The following is a 22,436-nucleotide window of genomic DNA, read 5'->3' as shown; positions in this document are numbered from 1 at the left end:
CGTCCGACCTTGAGTGTGCGTCACACAGCGGTTCTGNNNCCATCGCGATAAAAAAGCGCTTCGATTATCAACTATCGTGCAACGCTCTGCGTCGGCATGCCGTTCTGCGTCCGATCTTGAGCAGGACCGAGCGGGGCACTACGGCCGAATCTGCGCCAGGCTTGCTGGCTGGATCACGCGTTTGGCGTTGAGGTAGGCGCGCTGCCAGTAAGGCTTGTCGAGGCTGTCGAGTTTGACTGTGCCGCCCGTGGCTGGTGCATGCACGAAGCGGCCTTCGCCGACGTAGATGCCCGCGTGGGACACCTGCGAACCACCCGACGTGGCGAAGAACACCAGATCACCTGACTGCAACTGCTCACGACGAATATTCGGTGCGCCCATCACGATCATTTCGCGGGTCGAACGCGGCAGGGAAATGCCCGCGGCATCACGATAGACATAACCTATAAGGCCGCTGCAATCGAAACCCGAGTCAGGCGTGTTGCCGCCCCAGCGATAAGGCGTACCGACCAGGCCAAGCGCACGGAAAAGCACGTCTTCGGCAGCCGGAGAGAGAATCTGAGGGGGAGCGGTGACCACCGGACGCTGAGCGATCCGGGGCGCCTGGGGCGGTGGCGGCGCGCTGGCACAAGCCCCCAGCAGCGCGGCAACAGAGATGACCATCAGGCGTAACGCAATCGACATAACCACAACAACCTGATCTGGATGCGGCTTACGCTGCCGGGAAGCTCAAAAACACAGAAAGACCCGAAGGTCCTGGTCTGCGCATTCTATTGGGTTATTTACGCTGCTTTTGCGCGGTTTTGACTGTAGTCGATGTCATCGCCGTTGTCTGCGTGGCAACCGGTGTAGATTTTACAGCGACTGTGCCCGGCACCATCGCCAAAGGCCGTTTGGCCTCAATGAAGGTCCTGCTCCAGTAGGCGTCATCGAGGCTGTCGATGCGCACCCCGCCACTGCGGCGACTGCTGGAGTGAATGAACTGCTGGTTACCGGCGTAAATTGCTGCGTGGCTTACCACACTGCTCTTGCCGCGAGTGCTGAAGAACAGCAGATCGCCAGGCTTGAGGTTGTTGCGTGAAACCAGCGGAGCATCAACGTTGATCATTTCGCGCGTGGAGCGCGGCAGGCTCATGCCGGCCTCTTCACGAAACAGGTAACCGATGAAACCGCTGCAATCGAAACCTGACGACGTGGACGTGCCGCCGAACTTGTAGCGAGTACCGATCAGTGACTTGCCACGTTCGAGGATGCTGTCGGCAAGAACCGGCAGTTTGTAGGATTTGTTATCAGCGAACTGGGCCAGTTCATCTTCAGTGGCCATCTCGTCCTGCAGAGCTGCGGCATCGGCGCGGCGGGCTGCGGACTGTGCAGTGACCGTGTTCTGATAACGTGGAACGGGCTGGGCCTGTTCTTGCTGTGCAACCGGCATATTGGCCGAGCAACCGAACAGGAAGGTGACGAGTGCGAGGGGCACGAGGGGTGCGAAGCGAACAACTTGCATGGGCACAACCGTGGCTGACTGTTAAGAAGTCGAGACTATGCCCGCAATGAAAGCGATTTGCAAATTCAATCGAACTAGATGTGACTTATGAGTTCGGCCATGACATGTGCCGCGCGGCACTGCAGAAAAACGTCCATCTGCGCACTGTGGTCAGTCGGCTGAGGGTTGATTTCTGCGGTGAATCCCCCGGAAACGCGGGTGCGAATGACCGGTTCATGGATATAGGGGAAGCTGGCGGTGGTGCCGATACTCAGCACTGCGTCATAGCCTGTAGCCATTTGTTCATACAGTGTTTCCAGGGCCTTTTCAGGAAGCATTTCCTGAAAAAGAACGACGGGCGGTCGCAAAACGCCACTACATACACGACACAACGGCGGCAACGGACGCTGCAAGTGCTCGCCAAGCTGCGAATCTTGCGCGCCGCAGGACTGGCAGAACAGCGGCGCAAGTTGCCCATGGATCTCGATCAGACGCTCGGGCGGACTGCCCGCCGCGCGATGATAGCCATCGACATTCTGGGTCAGCACCCAGCACTCGGGCTTGAGGCGTTGCAACTGGGCAATCGCGTAGTGAGCAACGTTCGGCTCACCGCCCAGGCAAGCCTTGCCCAGCTCGGCGATGTATTTCCAGCACAGCTCAGGATCGCGGCGCAGGATCGGCCCGGACAGGGCAATTTCGATAGGCAGCCCGTCATCGGTCTTGCCGTTATAGAGCCCGCCTACGCCGCGATAGGTTGGTAACCCGGAGTCTGCCGAGAGGCCCGCCCCGGTAATCACCAGAATCCGCTGTGCATGGCGTAACGCTGCGGCGGTTTGCAGAACCAGCGCCTGATCTACCACCCAAGCGTCTCTTTAAGGAAGGGAATGGTCAGCTTGCGTTTTTCCTGGAGCGAGGCCTGATCGAGGCGCTCGAGCAATTCGAACAGCGCGCTCATGCTGCGCGTACCACGCGTCAGGATGAAATGACCTACATCATCGGTCAGGTGCAGGCCACGCCGTGAAGCACGCAATTGCAGCGCGCGCAGCTTGTCCTCGTCGGACAGCCCGCGCATCTGGAACACCAGCGCCATGGTCAGCCGGGATTTGAGGTCAGGCAGTTTGACCGGCAGTTCGCGGGGAGATTTGGACGCTGCAATCAGCAGGCGACGGCCGCTGTCACGCAGGCGGTTGAAGAGGTGAAACAGGGCCTCTTCCCAGTCCGGCTTGCCGACCACGGCCTGGAGGTCGTCGAGACAGACCAGCTCGTACTGCTCCAGGTGGTCGAACAGCTCGATGCCTTCATCGATGACTTCCGCCAGCGGCAAGTAAACCGCCGGTTCGCCCATCTGCTCGAAACGCAGGCACGCCGCCTGCAGCAGGTGCGTGCGCCCTACTCCGTCCTTGCCCCATAGGTAAATGAGGCTTTCCGTCCATCCGGCATCGGCTTCGCACAGCCGCTCGACATAGCCGAGTGCAGCGGCGTTGGCGCCTGGATAGTAATTGACGAAAGTGGCGTCATCACGCAGACGCACACTCAGGGGCAGCTGAATCGGTTTCATGCTGACTAACGGCTCATGCAAACCGTCAAGGGCCTCTGTGTAAAGTGCACGAAGTTTATACCCGTGAGGCGGGTCGCACAATGCGACAGACCTCAAGCAAAATCAAAGGTTTGCGTCAGGACAGGGAAAGCGCGGACGGAGAGAGCCGGTTTGGCGCAGTGCATGCGCCCTTCCGGCGAGCCTCAACACGGGGCTGTGCAGAGGCCTTTTGATATGAAGCAACCGTTTGAAAGGTTACAACTCAGGATCGTCCGCACCGGCGTAGATTTCCGAGTCTTTGTAGACGTCGTGCATGTGGCGCACCAGCACCATGATCACCGCCGCCACCGGCAGGGCCAGCAGAATGCCGGTGAAACCGAACAGCTCACCACCCGCCAGGATCGCAAAGATTACCGCCACCGGGTGCAGACCGATGCGGTCACCCACCAGCAGCGGCGTCAGGACCATGCCTTCAAGAGCCTGGCCGATCATGAACACCGCGACAATGCCCATCATCGGGTACAGATCACCGCCGAACTGGAACAAGCCAGCCACCAGCGCCGAACCAATGCCGATCACAAAGCCCATATAAGGCACGATGGCCGCCAGACCGGCGATCACCCCGATCAACAGCCCCAGCTCCAGACCGACCAGCATCAGACCGGCTGCGTAGATCACTCCAAGACCGACCATGACCAGTAACTGCCCGCGAATGAATGCGCCCAGCACTTCATGGCATTCGCCTGCGAGTTTGACGATCTGTCCTTCACGCTGACGCGGCAGCAGCCCACGGATCTTGCCGGTCATGATGTCCCAGTCACGCAACAGGTAGAAACACACCACCGGGATCAGCACCAGATTGGTCAGCCAGCCGATCAGCGCCAGGCTCGACGCCGTGGCCTGGGACAGGACAATGGAAACGATGTCCCCGGCTTGCCCCATGTGCTCGGAAATGGCGGCCTTGATCTTGTCGAATTTCCAGAAGCCGTCCGCCAGACCGAACTTGGCCTGCACCCACGGCAGAGCCGAGTGCTGCAACCAGTCGAGAATCTGCGGTGCCAGTTCGTACAGGCGGAACAGCTGCTTGGCGAGCATGGGCACCAGCACCAGCAGTAACGCCATCAATATGAGGGTGAACAGGCCGAACACCGCAACCACACTCAGGGTTCTGGACAACCCGGCACGCTCCAGACGATCGACCAGCGGATCGCCCATGTACGCCAGCAGCAACGCCACCAGAAAAGGAGTGAGGATCGTGTGCAGCAGCACCACGAAAGCGACCAGCAAGGCCAGCCCGCCAATCCAGAACCAACGCCGCGTATCAGTCATCAACATCCCTCAACCCAATGAAAAAGCATTCTTGCCGGGTTACCAGCGGAAATACAGTTGTGGCGCTGCGGCCGGAACAATCATCGGTGCCTGCGCAGTCGCAGGCGCCGTGGCTGGCGCAGCCGGTGCCGGTGCCGCAGCATCGACAGGAGCAACGGCGGGCGCAGTTGCAGCCGCTGCTTCAGCGGCAGGCACTTCCTGCAATCTGGCCAGCGACATCTGCGAGCGTAGCTGATCGGCGCTGCCACTGACGTCGAAGACCACCCGATCGCCCTGTACGGAACTCAGACGCACGCCGAACGGTTCGAGTAACTGCAGCAATTGCGCATATCGCTCCAGCGTCATGCCTTGCACCTGCACCAGCATGCCGGTCGAAGCACCGGGCCTGGCGACGAAGCGTGGCGCCAGGCGCTCGCTGACTGACAGCAGCACCGCATCGGCCAGCGCCTCGGAGGTTGCCCCGGTCGCGGTGCCCTGCTCACGCTGATCGCCCAGCCACAGGCGCCACTTGCCCTGCCACTGGCCGGCTTCTTCTCTGGCGTGCACGGCGAGAATCGCGTCAGCGCCGTAACGTTCGGACGCCGTTTTGAGCGGCGCAGGATCAGTGCCCTCAAGGGTCTTCGCGTTACCAATGCTTTGTTCGCTCAGGTCAGCCAGCGGCAGGCGCAAGGGCAGACCGCGGTGCTGCGCAGCTCGGCGCAATGGCTCGGCAGCAGTCTGGCCGTCGCCGACCAGGTTGGCACCTTCAACGGAGTCATTCAGCCACCAGCCAAGGATCGAGGGGCGATTGCTGCCCCAGATCGACAGCCCGGCGTCGCGCAACGCACGCTCGGTGGTCGCCGGATCGAAATCCACCAACAGGGTTTCCGGCGGACCGGCCTCATAGCCGTACTGACTGATGATTTGCTGCGGGTCCTTGCGCAACGCGGCAATCGCCGAACCCTGCGCGGCCTTGGCATCGCCGGTCAGGCGCAGCACCAGGGTTTCGACGGCGGCCTGGGTCGCGCGGGTGCGCTCATCAGGCGACTGGCCGCTGACGGGCTCGCGCACCTGGTAAAGATTGCTCACCGTTTCGGCAAGACCGGGAAGGCTGACCAGGGACAGGCAGCCGACGAGAAGGATTCTGGAAAAACGCATGGACAGTTCCCGAACGGAAAAAAGTAATAAAGAAGCAGCTTCAGGAGGTGCACAGACTGGGACAGCCGTGAGCCGCCAATCATTCAATTTCGGCATAAAGTACACCTTAACCGTCTGGAATCGCACTGATCGTGGACCTCAGGTCAGGTTTATTTAGCCCGACACCGCCCTGTTGTCGGCGCAAGGATGGCCCCTGAGGAGCAAGCCTGATAAAATCGCGCGCCTTCGCAGACCGGCAATTGCCAAGGCCCAACCTTAACATCGCCTCACAGCGCGGTGCTGAACGGGTCCTAACGCAGCGGTCGATACCTCCGAATCCCCCCTAAAGGCCTGGATTTTCTATGAGCAAGCAACCCTCCCTGAGCTATAAAGACGCCGGTGTAGACATCGACGCCGGTGAAGCATTGGTCGAACGCATCAAGAGCGTCGCCAAGCGCACCAAGCGTCCGGAAGTCATGGGCGGCCTGGGAGGCTTCGGCGCCCTCTGCGAAATCCCGGCTGGCTACAAGCAACCGGTACTGGTCTCCGGCACCGACGGCGTGGGCACCAAGCTGCGTCTGGCCCTGAACCTGAACAAGCACGACAGCATCGGCATCGACCTGGTCGCCATGTGCGTCAACGATCTGGTGGTGTGTGGCGCTGAGCCGCTGTTCTTCCTCGATTACTACGCCACCGGCAAGCTCAACGTCGACACCGCCACTCAGGTGGTCACCGGTATCGGCGCTGGCTGCGAACTGGCGGGCTGCTCGCTGGTCGGCGGCGAAACCGCTGAAATGCCAGGCATGTACGAAGGCGAAGACTACGATCTGGCAGGCTTCTGCGTCGGCGTCGTGGAAAAGGCCGAAATCATCGACGGTTCGAAAGTCGCTGCCGGTGATGCCCTGCTCGCCCTGCCATCGTCCGGCCCGCACTCCAACGGCTACTCGCTGATCCGCAAGATCATCGAAGTCGCCGGTGCCGACATCGAAAACATCCAGCTGGACGGCAAGCCGTTGACCGAGCTGCTGATGGCGCCGACGCGTATCTACGTCAAGCCGTTGCTCAAGCTGATCAAGGAAACCGGCGCGGTCAAGGCCATGGCGCATATCACCGGTGGCGGTCTGCTGGACAATATCCCTCGTGTGTTGCCGGAAGGCGCTCAGGCGGTGGTCGATGTGGCGAGCTGGCAGCGTCCGGCGGTGTTCGACTGGTTGCAGCAGCAAGGCAACGTCGACGAAAACGAAATGCACCGCGTGCTCAACTGCGGCGTTGGCATGGTCATCTGTGTCGCTCAGGAACACGTTGATACAGCCCTGAACGTTCTGCGCGAAGCCGGCGAGCAGCCATGGGTGATCGGCCAGATCGCGACCGCCGCCGAAGGTGCCGCACAGGTCGAGCTGAAAAACCTCAAGGCACATTGATGCCAGCCATCTGCGATGTCGTGGTGCTGCTGTCCGGCACCGGCGGCAACCTGCAAGCGATGATCGACAGTTTCCAGGACGCGGACAGCCCCGTCCGCATCCGCGCGGTGATTTCCAACCGCGAAGATGCCTTCGGTCTGCAACGCGCCCGGGACGCAGGCATCGATGCCTGCGCAATGGACCACACCGCCTACGAGGGCCGCGAGGCATTCGATGCAGCGCTGATCGAACTGATCGACACGTTCCAGCCGCAACTGGTGGTACTGGCCGGGTTCATGCGCATCCTCAGCGCCGGATTCGTGCGCCACTATCAGGGTCGCCTGCTTAATATCCACCCTTCCCTGCTGCCGCGTTACAAAGGCTTGCACACTCACAAGCGGGTGCTGGAAGCCGGTGACGCCGAACATGGTTGCAGCGTGCATTTCGTCACCGAGGAACTCGATGGCGGCCCACTGGTCGTACAGGCAGTTATTTCGGTACAGTTGCACGACACGCCCGCAGCGCTCGCGCAACGGGTCCATGTCCAGGAGCATCATATTTATCCGCTGGCAATTCGCTGGTTCGCAGAAGGCCGATTGAGGCTTGGCGAACAAGGCGCCTTACTGGATGGCCAGCCACTCCCGGCCAGTGGCCACTTGATTCGAATCTAGGAGATATTATGCGTCGCGCTCTGCTCTTCGCTTTCGCTCTGCTCGCACTGCCTGCTGTACAGGCGGCAGACCTTCAACCTTTCTCCGCCAGCTACACCGCCGACTGGAAACAGCTGCCTATGAGCGGCACCGCTGAACGCAGCCTGGAAGCCGGGGCCAATGGCACCTGGACGCTGAATTTCAAAGCCTCGATGATGATCGCCAGCCTGACCGAAGTCAGCACCCTGAAAGTCGACAAGGATGCGCTGCTGCCTCAGACCTACAGCTTCGAGCGGAGTGGTCTGGGCAAGTCCAAGAAGGTCGATCTGGTGTTCGACTGGAACACCAAGTTCGTCACCGGCACCGACCGTGGCGACGCGATCAAGCTGCCGCTCAACCGAGGCATTCTCGACAAGTCCACATACCAGCTGGCGTTGCAGCATGACGTTGCCATGGGCAAGAAGAGCATGAGCTACCAGGTCGTCGACGGTGACGAAGTGGATACTTATGACTTCCGCGTGCTGGGCTCTGAAAAAGTAGAGACCAAGACCGGCCAGGTCGACGCCATCAAGGTCGAGCGCGTACGCGACCCGACGCAAAGCAAGCGCACCACCGTGCTGTGGTTCGCCAAGGACTGGGATTACCTGCTGGTGCGCCTGCAACAGGTCGAAACCGACGGTAAAGAATACAACATCGTGCTGCTCGACGGCACCGTCAACGGCAAGGCCGTCAAAGGCAGCTGATTGCCCTGACCGCCCCCGCGACACAGAGCCCTGCTTTTTAGCGGGGCTTTTTATTGGCTGCGAGGCGGCAGAGCGTCGTACGGTAGTTTAGATCGGCGTACCAACGCGGGACTGTCAGCACGATAGTTGAGGTTATCGTTAGTCGGGATTATCGTTTCCTATGCTCAAAGCACATGAAAAATCCTTCACTTTTCCAGCGCTCCGCTGCAAGCCACGCCATGCAAGGGCTGCAGGGGTTCAATCATTTTCTGAGCATCCAGGAACCTGAACGGGCTATTTACTTAGGGAGCTAACAACTTCTATAAAAGAGGCCTGCGACACATCGCCGCAGTATCCAGAGGCCTAACCATTCAGGCCATCAAAGTCAGGAGCTAACTACTATGACTGTCAGAGTTACTGAACGCGACGACGCCCACCTCTCCCACGAAGCTGTAGCCGACGGCATTCAGATCTGGGACGTGCATCAACAGGACCAACTCGTCGGCATGTTCCACGTCAAGTCCGACGCTCTTCGGTACAAGGAAGAGCTGGAAGCGCAGGAAAGCCAAGGCAACCACTGAGCACTTGCCCTGAACCAGAAACCCTAGAACAAGAAACGACAAAACCCGCTGAATGCGGGTTTTGTCTTGTTGAACGGTTCAATGGGTCAGCGGATTACCACATCAGATCGTCAGGCACCTGATAAGCCGCATACGGATCATCAGCATCCGGCGCCTCGGTCGGGGTGTTGAGCAATACAACGCGGCGCGGGTCACGTTCTTGGATCTTCAGCGCCGCCTCACGCGGGATGATTTCGTAACCGCCGCCGTGATGCACAATCGCCAGCGAGCCGCTGCTGAGCTTGTTGCGCACCATGGCGTTGACCGGGATCCGCTTGACCTTCTTGTCGTCAACGAAGTTGTAGTAATCCTCGGTGATCAGCTTGGGCAGACGCGACACTTCGATCAGTTGCTTGACCTGCGCGGCACGGGCTTTCTGCTCGACTTTTTCCTGCTGCTGACGATTGAGCTCCTGATCACGCCTGGCTTTTTCAGCCTGAGCTTCCTGAGCCGCACGTTTTTGCGAGTCGTCGGCCTGAGCCTGGCCCTTGTGCACCAGACGCTGCTCTTTCTGCTTTTCTTTGCCGACCTGCTTGGCCTGCTTTTGGTTGACCAGACCTGCCTTGAGCAACTGGTCGCGAAGGGAAAGGCTCATTGTCTACTCACTTATGCCGTTACCGCACCCTCAGCCGCAGCCGGGCGTGCTCTTTTCCTGACGTTTGGCTTCGCCCCACAACGCATCCATGTCTTCGAGCGAGCACTCTTCGATAGGACGCTGGAGGTGGCGCAATGCCTGTTCAATGAATCGAAAGCGTCTGTCAAACTTGTTATTGGCCGAGCGTAACGCAGTTTCCGGATCAACTTTAAGATGCCGGGCCAGATTGACGACACTGAACAGCAAATCGCCGACTTCCTCAGCGATGCCCTCGGCGTCATTGTCGACCATGGCCTCAAGAATTTCATCGAGTTCTTCACGCACCTTGTCGACCACCGGCAATGCCGCAGGCCAGTCGAAGCCAACCCGGGAAGCACGCTTCTGCAGTTTGCTGGCCCGGCTCAGCGCAGGCAAGGCAGCCGGCACGTCGTCCAGCAGCGACAACTGCTCGGGCCCACCGGGCTTCTCGGCACGCTCTTCAGCCTTGATTTCGTCCCAGCGCCGATTGACCTGCTCATCGGTCAGACGCGGCGTCTCCGGCGGCGCATACAGTTCACCGGTCGGGAACACATGCGGATGGCGACGCAGCAGCTTGCGGGTAATCCCGTCCACCACGCCGTCAAACTCGAAGCGCCCTTCCTCTTTGGCCAACTGCGCGTAGAAAACCACCTGAAACAGCAGGTCGCCCAGTTCACCCTGCAGATGATCAAGATCGCCCTGTTCGATGGCGTCCGCCACTTCATAGGCCTCTTCCAGCGTATGCGGCACGATGCTGGCGTACGTCTGCTTCAAATCCCACGGGCAACCGAACTGCGGATCACGCAGCCGGGCCATGAGGTGAAGCAGGTCTTCTACTGTGTACATGGGGCTTCCTTCGGTCGCAGCGGGTTAGCTGTCAGCTGCAAGCCACAAGCTAGAAGCAACCGCAATCCGCTTTAGCTTGCAGCCTAAAACTTGCAGCTTGCAGCTGCCTCTCTCAAGGCGTCCTGTTCCGGCGTGTTTCGATGATGTTCGGCAACTGGGATATCCGCCCCAGCAACCGGCCCAGCGCGTCCAGACCCGGGATCTCGATGGTCAGGGACATCAGCGCAGTGTTGTCTTCCTTGTTCGAACGGGTGTTGACCGCCAGTACGTTGATGCGCTCGTTGAGCAGCACCTGGGTAACGTCACGCAGCAGCCCGGAACGGTCGTAGGCACGGATGATGATGTCCACCGGATAGGTGAGCACCGGCACCGGGCCCCAGCTGACCTGAATGATCCGTTCGGGCTCGCGGCCACCCAGTTGCAGCACCGAGGCGCAATCCTGGCGGTGGATGCTGACGCCACGGCCCTGAGTGATGTAACCGACAATCGCATCGCCCGGTAGCGGCTGGCAGCAGCCGGCCATTTGGGTCATCAGGTTGCCGACACCCTGAATCTGGATATCGCCGCGCTTGCCCGGCTTGTAGCCGGTGGCCTTGCGCGGGATCAGCTCCAGTTGCTCGTTGACCCGATCCGGCTCGACCTGCTGCTGAGCCAGGTTGACCAGTTGCGCCAGACGCAGATCGCCCGCGCCCAGGGCCGCGAACATGTCGTCGGCAGTCTTGTGGTTGGCTTTATCCGCCAGCTTTTCGAAATCGACCTGCGGCAGCGCAAGCCTCGCCAGTTCGCGCTCGATCAGGGTTCGACCGGCGGCAACGTTCTGGTCGCGCGCCTGCAATTTGAACCAGTGAACGATCTTGGCCCGCGCACGCGAGGTGGTGATGTAACCCAGGTTCGAGTTCAGCCAGTCGCGGCTCGGCGTACCGTGCTTGCTGGTGATGATCTCGACCTGCTCACCGGTTTGCAGGCTGTAGTTGAGCGGCACGATGCGGCCGTTGATCTTCGCGCCACGGCAGTTATGGCCGATTTCGGTGTGCACCCGATAGGCGAAGTCCAGTGGCGTCGCGCCTTTTGGCAGGTCGATGGCGTGACCATCCGGGGTGAAGACATACACCCGGTCCGGCTCGATATCGACCCGTAACTGCTCGGCCAGACCACCGATATCGCCCAGCTCTTCATGCCATTCGAGGACCTGACGCAGCCAGGAAATCTTCTCTTCGTAATGATTGGAACCGGATTTGACGTCGGTGCCTTTGTAACGCCAGTGCGCGCAAACGCCCAATTCAGCCTCTTCGTGCATGGCATGGGTGCGGATCTGCACTTCCAGCACCTTGCCTTCCGGCCCGATGACGGCGGTATGCAGCGAGCGATAACCGTTTTCCTTGGGGTTGGCGATGTAATCGTCGAACTCTTTGGGAATATGCCGCCACAAGGTATGCACAATGCCCAGCGCGGTGTAGCAATCGCGCATTTCCGGGACCAGCACGCGCAACGCACGCACGTCGTAGATCTGACTGAACGCCAGGCCTTTGCGCTGCATTTTGCGCCAGATGGAATAGATGTGTTTGGCTCGGCCGCTGATGTCAGCGGTCACCCCGGTGGCTTGCAGTTCGTTGTCGAGCTGCGACATGACCTCGCTGATGAAGCGCTCGCGATCCAGCCTGCGCTCGTGCAGCAGCTTGGCGATCTGCTTGTACTGCTCCGGCTCCAGGTAGCGGAAAGACAGGTCTTCCAGCTCCCATTTGATGTGGCCGATGCCCAGGCGGTGAGCCAGCGGCGCATAGATGTCGAAGACTTCCCGCGCCACCCGGTTACGCTTTTCGTCGTCGGCGTTCTTCACCGCACGAATCGCGCAGGTCCGCTCGGCCAGTTTGATCAAGGCCACGCGCACGTCGTCGACCATCGCCACCAGCATCTTGCGCAGGTTTTCGACTTGCGCCTGGCTGCCCAGCACCAACGATTGTCGCGGGCTGAGGCTGGCACTGATCGCGGCCATGCGCAGCACGCCGTCGATCAGTTTGGCCACGGTCGAGCCGAAACGCTGCTCGACTTCCGGCAACGGAATGACACCTTCACGCACGCCGCGGTAGATCACTGCAGCAACCAGCGAATCCTGATCCAGCTTGAGATCCGCAAGGATCTCGGCGATTTCCAGACCGGTCTGGAAACTGGAGGTGTCGTCTGCCCAGTGATTCTTGTGGACCTTATCGTTCTGCTCGGCTTGTCGGGCAAATTCACAGGCCGTTTTCATGACTTCCCGGTCCAGGACCAGGTCGACGCTGACAATATGATCGAGCCACGCGTCGAGATTGATACTGCCGTCTGTGTTTATCGGCTGGTTCGCTCTCACCTGTACCATGCTGCTTACCTTCCCTACGGCGCGATGAATAGCGCCATCAGTCGCCAGCCTTCTGAGCGAATGCCACTTGCCGGGCAAGCAAGGACCGGCATTCGCGGGCCAGTCGGATTGAATGAGATTCCCTGTCAGCAGCCAGACTCTATCCAGTGAAAGCTGCTCACTTACTCATTTCGAATAAAGCCATCGCCTCGACATGCGCCGTCTGCGGGAACATATCGAGGATTCCGGCACGTTTTAATCGGTAGCCCTGATTAACCAGTTCGACCGTGTCACGAGCCAAAGTTGCCGGGTTGCATGAAACATAAAGCAACCGCCGGGCACCTGTTTTCCGGATCTGGCGCACCACTTCAAAAGCCCCGTCACGCGGCGGGTCCAAGAGTACCGCAGAAAATCCCTCTGCCGCCCAGTCGGCGTGTGTCAGCGGCTGGGAAAGATCCGCCTGAAAAAACCGCACATTGTGCAGATCATTACTCATTGCGTTGGCGGCTGCACGTTCGACCATGGTCGCAACACCTTCGACCGCCACCACTTCTTTTGCCAGACCCGCCAGCGGCAAGGCGAAGTTGCCCAGGCCGCAAAACAGATCCATCACACGTTCATCAGGGCCAGGCGCCAGCCATTGCAGGGCCTGCTCGATCATCGCGGTATTGACCGCCGCGTTGACCTGAATGAAATCTCCCGGACGCCAGGCCAGTTGCAGATTCCACGGCTCCAGCCGGTAACCCAGCGTATCGCCGGGGCTGGCCGGCTGTGGCTCGTCTTCGCCATGCAGCCAGAGCTGCGCGCCATGCGTTGAACAGAAGGCCTGCAAGGTTGCCAGGTCGGCATCGGCCAACGGCGCGGTATGGCGCAGCAACACGGCGTTCGACGAACCGCTGAACAATTCGACATGTCCCAGCACCTGCGGCTTGCTGAAACTCTTCAGCATCGCTGGCAACTGACGCATGATCGGTTGCAAGGCCTGTACCAGCACCGGACACTCTTCAATGCTGACGATATCCTGACTGGCGGCGGCGCGGAATCCGACATCCAGCCGTTTGGCCTTGGCGTCCCAGCGCACCGCGACCCGCGCACGTCGGCGATAGGCCAGTTCGGCCCCACTCAAAGGCGCGGCCCACTGATCCGGAGTGACGTTCGCCACCCGCAACAATTGTTCGGCGAGCATGCGCTGTTTCAGGGCAAGCTGTTCTTCATGGGGCACGTGCTGAACACTGCACCCGCCACAACGCCCGAAATAATCACAGGCCGGGGCACGACGCATGTCGCTGGCAACAAACACACGCTCGGTGCGCGCTTCAACAACCTTGCCCCGCGCATTGAGCACCCGTGCTTCGATCTCTTCGCCGGCCAGACTGCCCGCGACGAACCAGGTCTTGCCATCCAGAAAAGCAATGCCGCGTCCGTCATCGGACAGCCGCTCGATGCTCAGCCGCTGCTTTTTACCGGCAGGAATCTGCACGCTTTTGACGCCGCCGGTCGGCTGGAAGCGCAAACCTCTTTCATGCTTGGCCATCAGTTGGGCAAATCGTAAACGCCGGTCGACAGGTAGCGGTCGCCTCGGTCACAGATGATCGCCACAATCACGGCGTTTTCGACTTCCTGGGAAATGCGCAGCGCGCCGGCCACCGAACCACCGGAAGACACGCCGCAGAAGATGCCTTCTTCGCGGGCCAGGCGGCGCATGGTCTCTTCGGCTTCGGTCTGGCCCATGTCCATGATCCGGTCGACACGATCCGACTGGTAGATTCTCGGCAGGTATTCAGTCGGCCAGCGGCGGATGCCAGGGATCGACGCGCCTTCCATCGGTTGCAGACCGACGATCTGTACGTCGGGATTCTGCTCTTTCAGGTAGCGTGAGGTACCCATGATGGTGCCGGTGGTGCCCATCGAACTGACGAAATGAGTGACGGTGCCGGCCGTCTGCTGCCAGATTTCCGGACCAGTGGACGTGTAATGCGCCTCGGGATTGTCGCCATTGGCGAATTGATCGAGCACTTTTCCGCGTCCTTCGGCCTGCATGCGCTCGGCCAGATCACGAGCGCCCTCCATGCCTTCTTCCTTGCTGACCAGAATCAGCTCGGCGCCATAGGCCGTCATCGCCGCCTTGCGCTCGGCACTGGAGTTGTCCGGCATGATCAGAATCATGCGGTAACCCTTGATCGCGGCAGCCATGGCCAACGCGATGCCGGTGTTGCCGGACGTGGCCTCGATCAGCGTGTCACCCTGCTGAATCTGGCCGCGCAGCTCGGCACGGGTGATCATCGACAGCGCCGGGCGGTCTTTTACCGAACCAGCCGGGTTGTTACCTTCGAGTTTCAACAGGAGGGTATTGCTGGTATTGCCCGCCATGCGTTGCAGACGCACAAGCGGGGTGTTGCCGACGCAATCGGCAATGGTTGGATACTGCAGGGTCATGGCGTATTCGCGGTCCAGTCTGCGGGGGCGCCTATCATAACGGCAAACGCCCAAAGCCCATATCACGCAAAGTGCGGTCGTTATTCCCAAAAGACATAACGAGCTGTTTTTTTACCGCGCTCATAGGCCGGCAAAAGAGTTAGGTGCCCATGACGGCGCTAAATAGCTAAACTCACTGCCTCGTGCCGATACAGCCAGGCAGCCGATGCCTGTTATCGACGGATTGATACCTGTTGCTGGAGAGAAAGCGTGCTGACCAAGCTGGGTATAAAAGGCCGTGTGCTGCTACTGACGATTCTGCCTGCCAGCCTGATGGCCGCGATGCTCGGTGGCTATTTCACCTGGATGCAATTGAGTGAACTGCAAAGGCAGTTGCTGCAGCGCGGCGAGATGATCGCGCAGGATCTCGCGCCGTTGTCGGCCAATGCTCTGGGCCGCAAGGATGACGTGCTGTTGAGTCGCATCGCCTCGCAGACGCTGGAACAGAACGACGTGCGCGCCGTGACGTTTCTGGATGTCGATCGCACGCCGCTGGCCCACGCCGGGCCGACCATGATCAGCCCGGTGCCCATCGGCAACAGCTCGCAACTGCTCAGTTCGACCGGGGTCGATGCCACCCGTTATCTGCTGCCGGTGTTTGGTCATCAGCGCCACCTGACCAGCCCGATCATTCCCGCCGAGGCCGACACGCTGCTAGGCTGGGTGGATCTGGAAATTTCCCACAATGGCACCTTGCTGCGCGGCTACAGAAGCCTGTTTGCCAGCGTGCTGCTGATCTTTACCGGGCTGGCCTTTACCGCCATCGTTGCCGTGCGTCTGAGCCGCACGATCAACGGGCCGATGAGCCTGATCAAGCAGGCGGTGTCGCAACTCAAGGACGGCAACCTCGAAACCCGCCTGCCTCCACTGGGCAGCCGCGAGCTGGACGAACTGGCCTCGGGCATCAACCGCATGGCAGCCACATTGCAGAATGCGCAGGAAGAACTGCAACTGAGCATCGACCAGGCCACCGAGGACGTCCGGCAGAATCTGGAAACCATTGAAATCCAGAACATCGAGCTGGACCTGGCGCGCAAAGAAGCGCTGGAGGCCAGCCGCATCAAGTCTGAATTCCTCGCCAACATGAGCCATGAAATCCGCACCCCGCTCAACGGCATTCTGGGCTTCACCCATTTACTGCAAAAAAGCGAGCTGACGCCGCGCCAGTTCGACTATCTGGCAACCATCGAAAAGTCCGCCGACAACTTGCTGAGCATCATCAACGAGATTCTCGACTTTTCGAAGATCGAAGCCGGCAAGCTGGTGCTCGACAATATTCCGTTCAACCTGCGCGATCTGTTGCAGGACACGCTGACCATCCTTGCCCCGGCCGCCCACGCCAAACAGCTGGAGCTGGTCAGTCTGGTGTACCGCGACACGCCGCTGGCACTGTCCGGCGACCCGCTGCGCCTGCGGCAGATTCTGACCAATCTGGTCAGCAACGCGATCAAGTTCACCCGCGAAGGCACCATCGTCGCCCGCGCCATGCTCGAAGACGAAACCGAAGAACACGCGCAACTGCGCATTAGCGTGCAGGACACGGGCATCGGCCTGTCCAGTCAGGATGTGCGGGCGTTGTTTCAAGCCTTCAGCCAGGCCGACAATTCGCTGTCGCGCCAGCCGGGCGGCACCGGTCTGGGGCTGGTGATTTCCAAGCGCCTGATCGAGCAGATGGGCGGCGAAATCGGTGTCGACAGCACGCCGGGCGTGGGTTCGGAGTTCTGGATCAGCCTGAAACTGCCCAAGGCCCGCGAAGACAAGGAAGAGTCGCTCAATATTCCACTGGAAGGGCTGCGTGCTGCGGTGCTTGAGCATCATGATCTGGCGCGCCAGGCGTTGGAGCACCAGCTGGAAGATTGCGGCCTGCACACCGTGGTGTTCAATAATCTGGAAAACCTGCTCAACGGCGTCACAGCGGTGCACGAAACGCCGTTGGCGATCGATCTGGCGGTGCTGGGCGGGACTGCGCTGGAAATCTCGCCAGAGCGGTTGCGCCAGCACATCTGGGACCTGGAAAACCTCAACTGCAAGGTCATGGTGCTGTGCCCGACCACGGAACATGCGGTGTTTCAATTGGCGGTGCATGACGTTTACACCCAGTTGCAGGCCAAGCCCGCTTGTACTCGCAAGCTGCAAAAGGCCCTGTCGGAGCTGATAGCGCCCAGAGCGGTGCGGGCTGACATCAGCCTGCCGTTGTCCAGCCGAGCGCCGCGCGTGCTGTGCGTGGACGACAACCCGGCGAACCTGTTGCTGGTGCAGACGCTGCTCGAAGACATGGGTGCCGAAGTGGTGGCGGTCGAAGGCGGTTATGCGGCGGTCAACGCCGTGTGTCAGGAGGCCTTCGATCTGGTTCTGATGGACGTGCAGATGCCCGGCATGGACGGGCGTCAGGCCACCGAAGCGATTCGCGCCTGGGAAGCTGAACGCAACCAGACGTCGCTGCCCATCGTCGCGCTGACCGCGCACGCCATGGCCAACGAAAAACGCTCGTTGCTGCAAAGCGGCATGGACGACTACCTGACCAAACCGATCAGCGAACGGCAATTGGGACAGGTGGTGCTCAAATGGACAGGGCTGGCGCTACGCGCTCCGGCACCGGAGCGCCAGCATGAAGCGATGCTGACTCACGTCGGACCACTGGTGCTCGATCACGAAGAAGGGCTGCGTCTGGCTGCGGGCAAGCCAGACCTGGCGGCCGACATGCTGGCCATGCTCCTGGCATCACTGGACGCCGACCGCGAGGCCATTCGCACGGCGCGTGCCAGCAACGATGTGCAGGCCCTGATCGAACGCGTTCATCGCTTGCACGGTGCAACGCGCTACTGCGGCGTGCCGCAACTGCGCACGGCCTGCCAGCGCGCCGAAACACTCCTGAAACAAGACGCCCCGCACACTGAAGACGCGCTGGACGATCTGGACAAAGCCATTGTCCGTCTGGGGGCGGAGGCGCGGGTTTCTGCTTGACCTGACGCTGGCGACCTCTGCACTCCGACTGCGTCGTTAACAGGACGCGGAGCGTCCAGAACGGCGCGCCAACGCGGAGCATTAGCACGATAGTCGCAGCCATACGCCAGGAACGATCAGCACGGAGCATGGTAGGATGCGCGCAATTTTGGAGGACCCATGGTCGAACACGATTTCCGCTACAGCATGCTCAACCCGCAACATACCCTGACTGAATGCCGCACTCTGGCACCCGGTCGCTATCAGGTCACCGGCAACGGCGGCTCGATTCACGATCATGACCAGTTGCTGGTGTCCATCAAAGGCAGCAAAAGCCTGCACATGCGCCTGACGGTCGAGAAGGTCCGGCACCTGATCAACCCGCCGGGCCAGTGGATCGCAGTGGCCAAAGGCCCGGTGTTCGACGAACTGGCGATCCATCATTGGCAGGTGCATTGCGACAGCTGCAACGCCGAACTGAATTTCGAGTTCATGGTCGAGAGCAAGCTGAGCCTCAAGGCGCGGAAACCGGCCGCTACTGCGCGCATCGCGGAGCTGGGCTGGAAAACCGAAGGCAAAAAGCACGTCTGCAAGAAGTGTCAGGAGAAGGCCGCATGAGACAGCTCGCGCTTGTTGGCCTGATCGGCGGCGCGCTGCTGGTCGGATGCACTGCAGATCCGCTGCCGATTCGGCAGGATAAAAGCTACGTCATGGAATGGATCGGCGAACGGCCGCTGATCGACAACAGTCACCTGACCATGACCCTGGGTGCCGATGGCCGCGCTTACGGTAATGCGGGCTGCAACCACTGGTTCGCGCCTTACACCCTGAACGACCACACCATCAGTTTCGGCGCAGTGGGCAAAACCCGCAAAATGTGCGCACCAGCGCTGATGGAACAGGAACAGCGCTTCATCAGAGCCATCGGCAGCGTAAAACGCTGGGACATCTCGCCCATCGAGCAACTGCGCCTGTGGCCCGCCGAAGGCAAACCGCTGCGCTTCTGGCTGGAAGATAGCTGACAGTGCCCCGGGCTCCTGCCTGTGACTATCGTGCGGCGCTCCGCGTCGCATGCCGTTCTGGACGCTCCGCGTCCTCGCTGCGACGCAGAGCGTGGTCAACTGATCTGATCAGCCCTCCCCGCGCAGCGCGTTGAGCTTCTGGATCACGGTCGCCGCCGATTGCTCGCCGAGCAGTTGTTCGCGCATCTTGCCTTTGTCGTCGATGATGTAGGTCACTGGCAGCGCTTCCGACGGCGGCAGGCTGTACTGTTCGGCCGGGTCCTGGGCCAGTACGGTGAACTTGATGCCGAGCGCGTTGGCGGCATTTTTCAGTTCGTCACCTTGCAGGTTGTCAAAGTTGACCCCCAGCACCGTGACTTTCTTGTCCTTGAGCTGCTCGGACAGTGCATTGAATTCCGGCACCTCGGTCCGGCACGGGCCGCACCATTCAGCCCAATAGTTGACCACCAGCCAGTGGCCCTTTATCCGCTCGCTGGCGACCTTCTGACCATCCTGGTCGGTGCCCAGGTCCACGCCACAGCCGCTGAGCAGCAAACTGCCGAGAAGTATCACCGCTGCAGTCAATCGCATTGCCATTAATTTCCTTCCTCGCCCGTTCAACCTGCGTTACCGATGACCAGGCTTTCTTATACCCACGTTACGACTATTGACCATCCGATATGTCGAACAGTGTCATCGCTGGGTAGAATACGCCCCACCCCATACAAGATGCGACCTGCAAATGACCGATCTGACGCTGTATCACAACCCGCGCTGCACCAAATCCCGCGGCGCGCTGGAACTGCTTCAGGCTCGTGGCCTGAGCCCGGACGTGGTTCTGTATCTGGAAACAGCGCCCGACGCAGCCGCCTTGCGCGACCTGCTCGGCAAGCTGGGCTTCGGCGCACGACAACTGCTGCGCACCGGTGAAGACGACTACAAGCAACTCAATCTGGCCGACCCGAGCCTCAGCGACGAGCAACTGATTGCCGCCATGGCTACCCACCCCAAACTGATCGAGCGACCGATTCTGGTCGTCGGCGACAAGGCCGTGATTGGCCGTCCACCCGAGAACATTCTGGAGCTGCTGCCGTGAGCACACCTTATATTCTGGTCCTGTATTACACCCGCAACGGCTCGACCGGCGAAATGGCCCGGCAGATTGCCCGCGGTGTAGAACTGGGCGGCATGGAAGCACGGCTGCGCACCGTACCCGCCATTTCTGCCGACTGCGAAGCGACTGCGCCGGAAATCCCGGAGAGCGGCGCGCTGTACGCCAGCCTCGACGACCTGAAAAACTGCTCGGGTCTGGCGCTGGGTAGCCCGACCCGCTTTGGCAACATGGCCGCGCCGCTGAAATACTTTCTCGACGGCACCAGCAACCTGTGGCTGACCGGCGCGCTGGTTGGCAAGCCTGCGGGCGTGTTCACCTCCACCGCCAGCCTGCACGGCGGTCAGGAAACCACGTTGATGTCGATGCTGCTGCCATTGCTGCACCACGGCATGCTGCTGATGGGCCTGCCCTACAGCGAATCGGCGCTGCTCGAAACCACCGGCGGCGGCACGCCGTATGGCGCCAGTCACCATGCCGGTGCCGACGGCAAGCGCGCGCTGGACCGCCACGAAACCGAGTTGTGCCGCGCACTGGGCCAGCGTCTGGCGAAAACCGCACTGCAACTGGACGCCCCACGCGGCTGACCGGTTCGCCAGAAGCGCCACCACCCGCTTTCGCTAAAATCGCAAACTTGCAGCTCAAGGGTCGGTCTGAACCCTTGACCTGCCTGTTGAATCTTCTGGAGAACCGATGCACGACTACAAATGGCTGAACGAGTATTGCCTGAATCGATTCGGCTCTGCCAAAGCTCTGGAAGCTCATCTGCCCTCCCCCAAAACGCCGAAACAACTGCAGGCCATCAGCGCCGACCGTTACCTGTCGACCATGGCGCTGCGGGTGTTTCGTGCCGGCCTGAAGCACAGTCTGGTGGACTCCAAATGGCCCGCTTTTGAAGAAGTGTTCTTCCGCTTCGACCCGGAGAAGGTCGTGCTGATGGGTGCTGACCATCTGGAGCGGCTGATGCAGGACGCGCGTATCATTCGTCACCTGGGCAAGCTCAAGAGCGTGCCACGCAATGCGCAGCTGATTCTGGACATCGAACAGGAGCATGGCAGCTTCGGCAAATTCATCGCCGACTGGCCGGTCGATAACATTACCGGCCTGTGGCAGTACCTGGCCAAGCACGGCAACCAGATGGGTGGCCTGTCATCGCCGCGCTTTTTGCGCATGGTCGGCAAGGACACCTTCATTCCGACCTGGGATGTGGTCGCCGCGCTGAACGCGCAAGACATCGTCGACAAAGTGCCAACCAGCAAACGCGATCAGGCCCTCGTGCAGGATGTGTTCAACCAGTGGCACGCCGAAAGCGGCCGACCGATGTGCCAGCTTTCAGCAATGCTGTCGTTCACCGTCAACCACTGATCAGGCTCAGATATTCACCACATTGACGAACCGTGACGCCGCGGTTTCGTCGATGCGCAGATTGTTGAAGTCGAACAGCTTGCGGTCGGCCAGTTGCGAAGGCTGCACATTCTGCAGGGCGCGGAAGATGCTTTCGGTGCGGCCCGGCGTCTTGCGCTCCCAGTCCAGCAGCATGTCCTTGACCACCTGGCGTTGCAGGTTTTCCTGCGAGCCGCACAGGTTGCAGGGAATGATCGGAAACTGCTTGAGGTCCGAGTAAGCCTGGATGTCCTTCTCGTGGCAGTAAGCCAACGGGCGAATCACCACGTTGCGACCGTCATCGGCACGCAGTTTGGGCGGCATGGCTTTTAGCGAGCCATTGAAGAACATATTCAGGAAGAACGTCTCGACGATGTCATCACGGTGATGCCCCAGCGCCATCTTGGTGGCACCGATCTCGTCGGCGAAGGTGTACAGCGTGCCGCGACGCAGGCGCGAACACAGCGAGCACGTGGTCTTGCCTTCGGGGATCAGCTCTTTGACCACCGAATAGGTGTCCTTCTCGACGATGTGGTACTCGACCCCCAGCGCCTTCAGATAGGCCGGCAGCACATGCTCGGGAAAACCCGGCTGCTTCTGGTCCATGTTGACCGCCACGATATCGAACCTGATCGGCGCCACTTTCTGAAAGTGCATCAGTACATCAAGCAGGGTGTAGCTGTCCTTGCCGCCGGACAGGCAGACCATGACCTTGTCACCCTCCTCGATCATATTGAAGTCGGCCACCGCTTCGCCGGCCAGTCGACGCAGACGTTTCTGCAGTTTGTTCTGATTGACTGAAAGGGTGCCCATTTGCTGAAGGTATCCGCCGGTGGTTTGAGAAAGGGCGGTCATTTTACGCATAACCGATA

Annotated in this window: 23 protein-coding genes; 10 read left to right on the top strand and 13 right to left on the bottom strand. The window is 60.4% G+C overall.

Going from position 1 to position 22,436, the window contains the following annotated elements:
- Positions 1-138: 138 nt before the first annotated feature.
- The 6 genes from ABJ99_RS08650 to ABJ99_RS08625 all read right to left on the bottom strand — a co-directional run bounded on the left by ABJ99_RS08650 (position 139) and on the right by ABJ99_RS08625 (position 5,486).
- Positions 139-684: a C40 family peptidase gene (locus ABJ99_RS08650; RefSeq protein ID WP_054085468.1), complete on the bottom strand. Its 546-nt coding sequence runs from the start codon at positions 682-684 to the stop codon at positions 139-141.
- 94 nt (positions 685-778) lie between these two features.
- Positions 779-1,504 (bottom strand): C40 family peptidase, encoded by a 726-nt coding sequence (locus ABJ99_RS08645; protein ID WP_054085467.1) that lies wholly within the window; start codon positions 1,502-1,504, stop codon positions 779-781.
- A gap of 74 nt (positions 1,505-1,578) precedes the next feature.
- Positions 1,579-2,343, bottom strand: coding sequence for an NAD-dependent deacylase (locus ABJ99_RS08640; protein ID WP_054085466.1), 765 nt, complete (start codon positions 2,341-2,343; stop codon positions 1,579-1,581).
- Positions 2,337-3,041: a DnaA regulatory inactivator Hda gene (gene hda, locus ABJ99_RS08635; protein WP_007251488.1), complete on the bottom strand. Its 705-nt coding sequence runs from the start codon at positions 3,039-3,041 to the stop codon at positions 2,337-2,339. The genes ABJ99_RS08640 and hda overlap by 7 nt, the downstream gene beginning before the upstream one ends.
- A gap of 234 nt (positions 3,042-3,275) precedes the next feature.
- On the bottom strand, positions 3,276-4,349 hold the full coding sequence (locus ABJ99_RS08630) for an AI-2E family transporter (protein ID WP_054085781.1): 1,074 nt from the start codon (positions 4,347-4,349) through the stop codon (positions 3,276-3,278).
- 39 nt (positions 4,350-4,388) lie between these two features.
- On the bottom strand, positions 4,389-5,486 hold the full coding sequence (locus ABJ99_RS08625) for a DUF2066 domain-containing protein (protein ID WP_054085465.1): 1,098 nt from the start codon (positions 5,484-5,486) through the stop codon (positions 4,389-4,391).
- A gap of 341 nt (positions 5,487-5,827) precedes the next feature.
- On the opposite strand from ABJ99_RS08625, the gene purM reads away from it, so the two are divergent.
- From purM to ABJ99_RS08605, 4 genes are all read left to right on the top strand, one after another.
- Complete coding sequence (purM, locus tag ABJ99_RS08620) at positions 5,828-6,886, top strand: phosphoribosylformylglycinamidine cyclo-ligase (RefSeq protein ID WP_054085464.1); 1,059 nt, start codon at positions 5,828-5,830, stop codon at positions 6,884-6,886.
- On the top strand, positions 6,886-7,536 hold the full coding sequence (gene purN, locus ABJ99_RS08615) for a phosphoribosylglycinamide formyltransferase (RefSeq protein ID WP_054085463.1): 651 nt from the start codon (positions 6,886-6,888) through the stop codon (positions 7,534-7,536). The genes purM and purN overlap by 1 nt, the downstream gene beginning before the upstream one ends.
- 8 nt (positions 7,537-7,544) lie before the next feature.
- Positions 7,545-8,258 carry a DUF3108 domain-containing protein gene (locus ABJ99_RS08610; protein WP_024672697.1) on the top strand — a complete coding sequence of 238 codons (714 nt, stop codon included), beginning with the start codon at positions 7,545-7,547 and terminating at the stop codon, positions 8,256-8,258.
- Between the two features lie 380 nt (positions 8,259-8,638).
- A complete protein-coding gene (locus tag ABJ99_RS08605) occupies positions 8,639-8,818 on the top strand; it encodes a hypothetical protein (protein ID WP_007251494.1) in 180 nt (59 codons plus the stop codon).
- Between the two features lie 94 nt (positions 8,819-8,912).
- Here ABJ99_RS08605 and ABJ99_RS08600 read toward each other — a convergent pair whose 3' ends face one another.
- The 5 genes from ABJ99_RS08600 to cysM form a co-directional block, all read right to left on the bottom strand.
- On the bottom strand, positions 8,913-9,452 hold the full coding sequence (locus ABJ99_RS08600) for a DUF2058 domain-containing protein (RefSeq protein ID WP_054085462.1): 540 nt from the start codon (positions 9,450-9,452) through the stop codon (positions 8,913-8,915).
- 30 nt (positions 9,453-9,482) lie between these two features.
- Positions 9,483-10,316, bottom strand: coding sequence for a nucleoside triphosphate pyrophosphohydrolase (gene mazG / locus ABJ99_RS08595; RefSeq protein WP_054085461.1), 834 nt, complete (start codon positions 10,314-10,316; stop codon positions 9,483-9,485).
- 112 nt (positions 10,317-10,428) lie between these two features.
- The gene (gene relA, locus ABJ99_RS08590; protein ID WP_054085460.1) at positions 10,429-12,672 is read right to left on the bottom strand and encodes a GTP diphosphokinase; all 2,244 of its coding nucleotides are present in this window, start codon (positions 12,670-12,672) and stop codon (positions 10,429-10,431) included.
- 157 nt (positions 12,673-12,829) lie between these two features.
- The gene (rlmD, locus tag ABJ99_RS08585; protein WP_054085459.1) at positions 12,830-14,185 is read right to left on the bottom strand and encodes a 23S rRNA (uracil(1939)-C(5))-methyltransferase RlmD; all 1,356 of its coding nucleotides are present in this window, start codon (positions 14,183-14,185) and stop codon (positions 12,830-12,832) included.
- The gene (gene cysM, locus ABJ99_RS08580) at positions 14,185-15,087 is read right to left on the bottom strand and encodes a cysteine synthase CysM (protein ID WP_007251499.1); all 903 of its coding nucleotides are present in this window, start codon (positions 15,085-15,087) and stop codon (positions 14,185-14,187) included. The genes rlmD and cysM overlap by 1 nt, the downstream gene beginning before the upstream one ends.
- 249 nt (positions 15,088-15,336) lie before the next feature.
- Between cysM and ABJ99_RS08575 the strand changes: the two genes are divergently transcribed.
- The 3 genes from ABJ99_RS08575 to ABJ99_RS08565 all read left to right on the top strand — a co-directional run bounded on the left by ABJ99_RS08575 (position 15,337) and on the right by ABJ99_RS08565 (position 19,091).
- Positions 15,337-18,090 carry a response regulator gene (locus ABJ99_RS08575; RefSeq protein WP_054085458.1) on the top strand — a complete coding sequence of 918 codons (2,754 nt, stop codon included), beginning with the start codon at positions 15,337-15,339 and terminating at the stop codon, positions 18,088-18,090.
- Positions 18,091-18,249: 159 nt separating this feature from the next.
- A complete protein-coding gene (locus ABJ99_RS08570; protein ID WP_054085457.1) occupies positions 18,250-18,687 on the top strand; it encodes a hypothetical protein in 438 nt (145 codons plus the stop codon).
- A complete protein-coding gene (locus tag ABJ99_RS08565) occupies positions 18,684-19,091 on the top strand; it encodes an META domain-containing protein (RefSeq protein ID WP_054085456.1) in 408 nt (135 codons plus the stop codon). The genes ABJ99_RS08570 and ABJ99_RS08565 overlap by 4 nt, the downstream gene beginning before the upstream one ends.
- A 108-nt stretch (positions 19,092-19,199) precedes the next feature.
- Here ABJ99_RS08565 and ABJ99_RS08560 read toward each other — a convergent pair whose 3' ends face one another.
- Complete coding sequence (locus ABJ99_RS08560; RefSeq protein WP_054085455.1) at positions 19,200-19,667, bottom strand: TlpA disulfide reductase family protein; 468 nt, start codon at positions 19,665-19,667, stop codon at positions 19,200-19,202.
- A 145-nt stretch (positions 19,668-19,812) separates the two neighbouring features.
- Here ABJ99_RS08560 and arsC point away from each other — a divergent pair, with 145 nt between their 5' ends.
- The 3 genes from arsC (at position 19,813) to ABJ99_RS08545 (ending at position 21,546) form a co-directional block, all read left to right on the top strand.
- A complete protein-coding gene (gene arsC, locus ABJ99_RS08555; RefSeq protein WP_054085454.1) occupies positions 19,813-20,166 on the top strand; it encodes an arsenate reductase (glutaredoxin) in 354 nt (117 codons plus the stop codon).
- A complete protein-coding gene (gene wrbA, locus ABJ99_RS08550; RefSeq protein ID WP_054079633.1) occupies positions 20,163-20,768 on the top strand; it encodes an NAD(P)H:quinone oxidoreductase in 606 nt (201 codons plus the stop codon). The genes arsC and wrbA overlap by 4 nt, the downstream gene beginning before the upstream one ends.
- Positions 20,769-20,874: 106 nt before the next feature.
- Complete coding sequence (locus tag ABJ99_RS08545) at positions 20,875-21,546, top strand: DNA-3-methyladenine glycosylase I (protein WP_054085453.1); 672 nt, start codon at positions 20,875-20,877, stop codon at positions 21,544-21,546.
- Positions 21,547-21,552: 6 nt separating this feature from the next.
- Here ABJ99_RS08545 and ttcA read toward each other — a convergent pair whose 3' ends face one another.
- Positions 21,553-22,377, bottom strand: coding sequence for a tRNA 2-thiocytidine(32) synthetase TtcA (gene ttcA / locus ABJ99_RS08540; RefSeq protein WP_054085780.1), 825 nt, complete (start codon positions 22,375-22,377; stop codon positions 21,553-21,555).
- Positions 22,378-22,436 lie beyond the last annotated feature (59 nt).

Source organism: Pseudomonas syringae pv. cilantro (genome assembly GCF_001293775.1).
Lineage (GTDB): Bacteria > Pseudomonadota > Gammaproteobacteria > Pseudomonadales > Pseudomonadaceae > Aquipseudomonas > Aquipseudomonas syringae_P.
The sequence above is the reverse complement of the archived record's forward strand: the minus strand, read 5'-3'. Positions and strand labels throughout refer to the sequence as shown.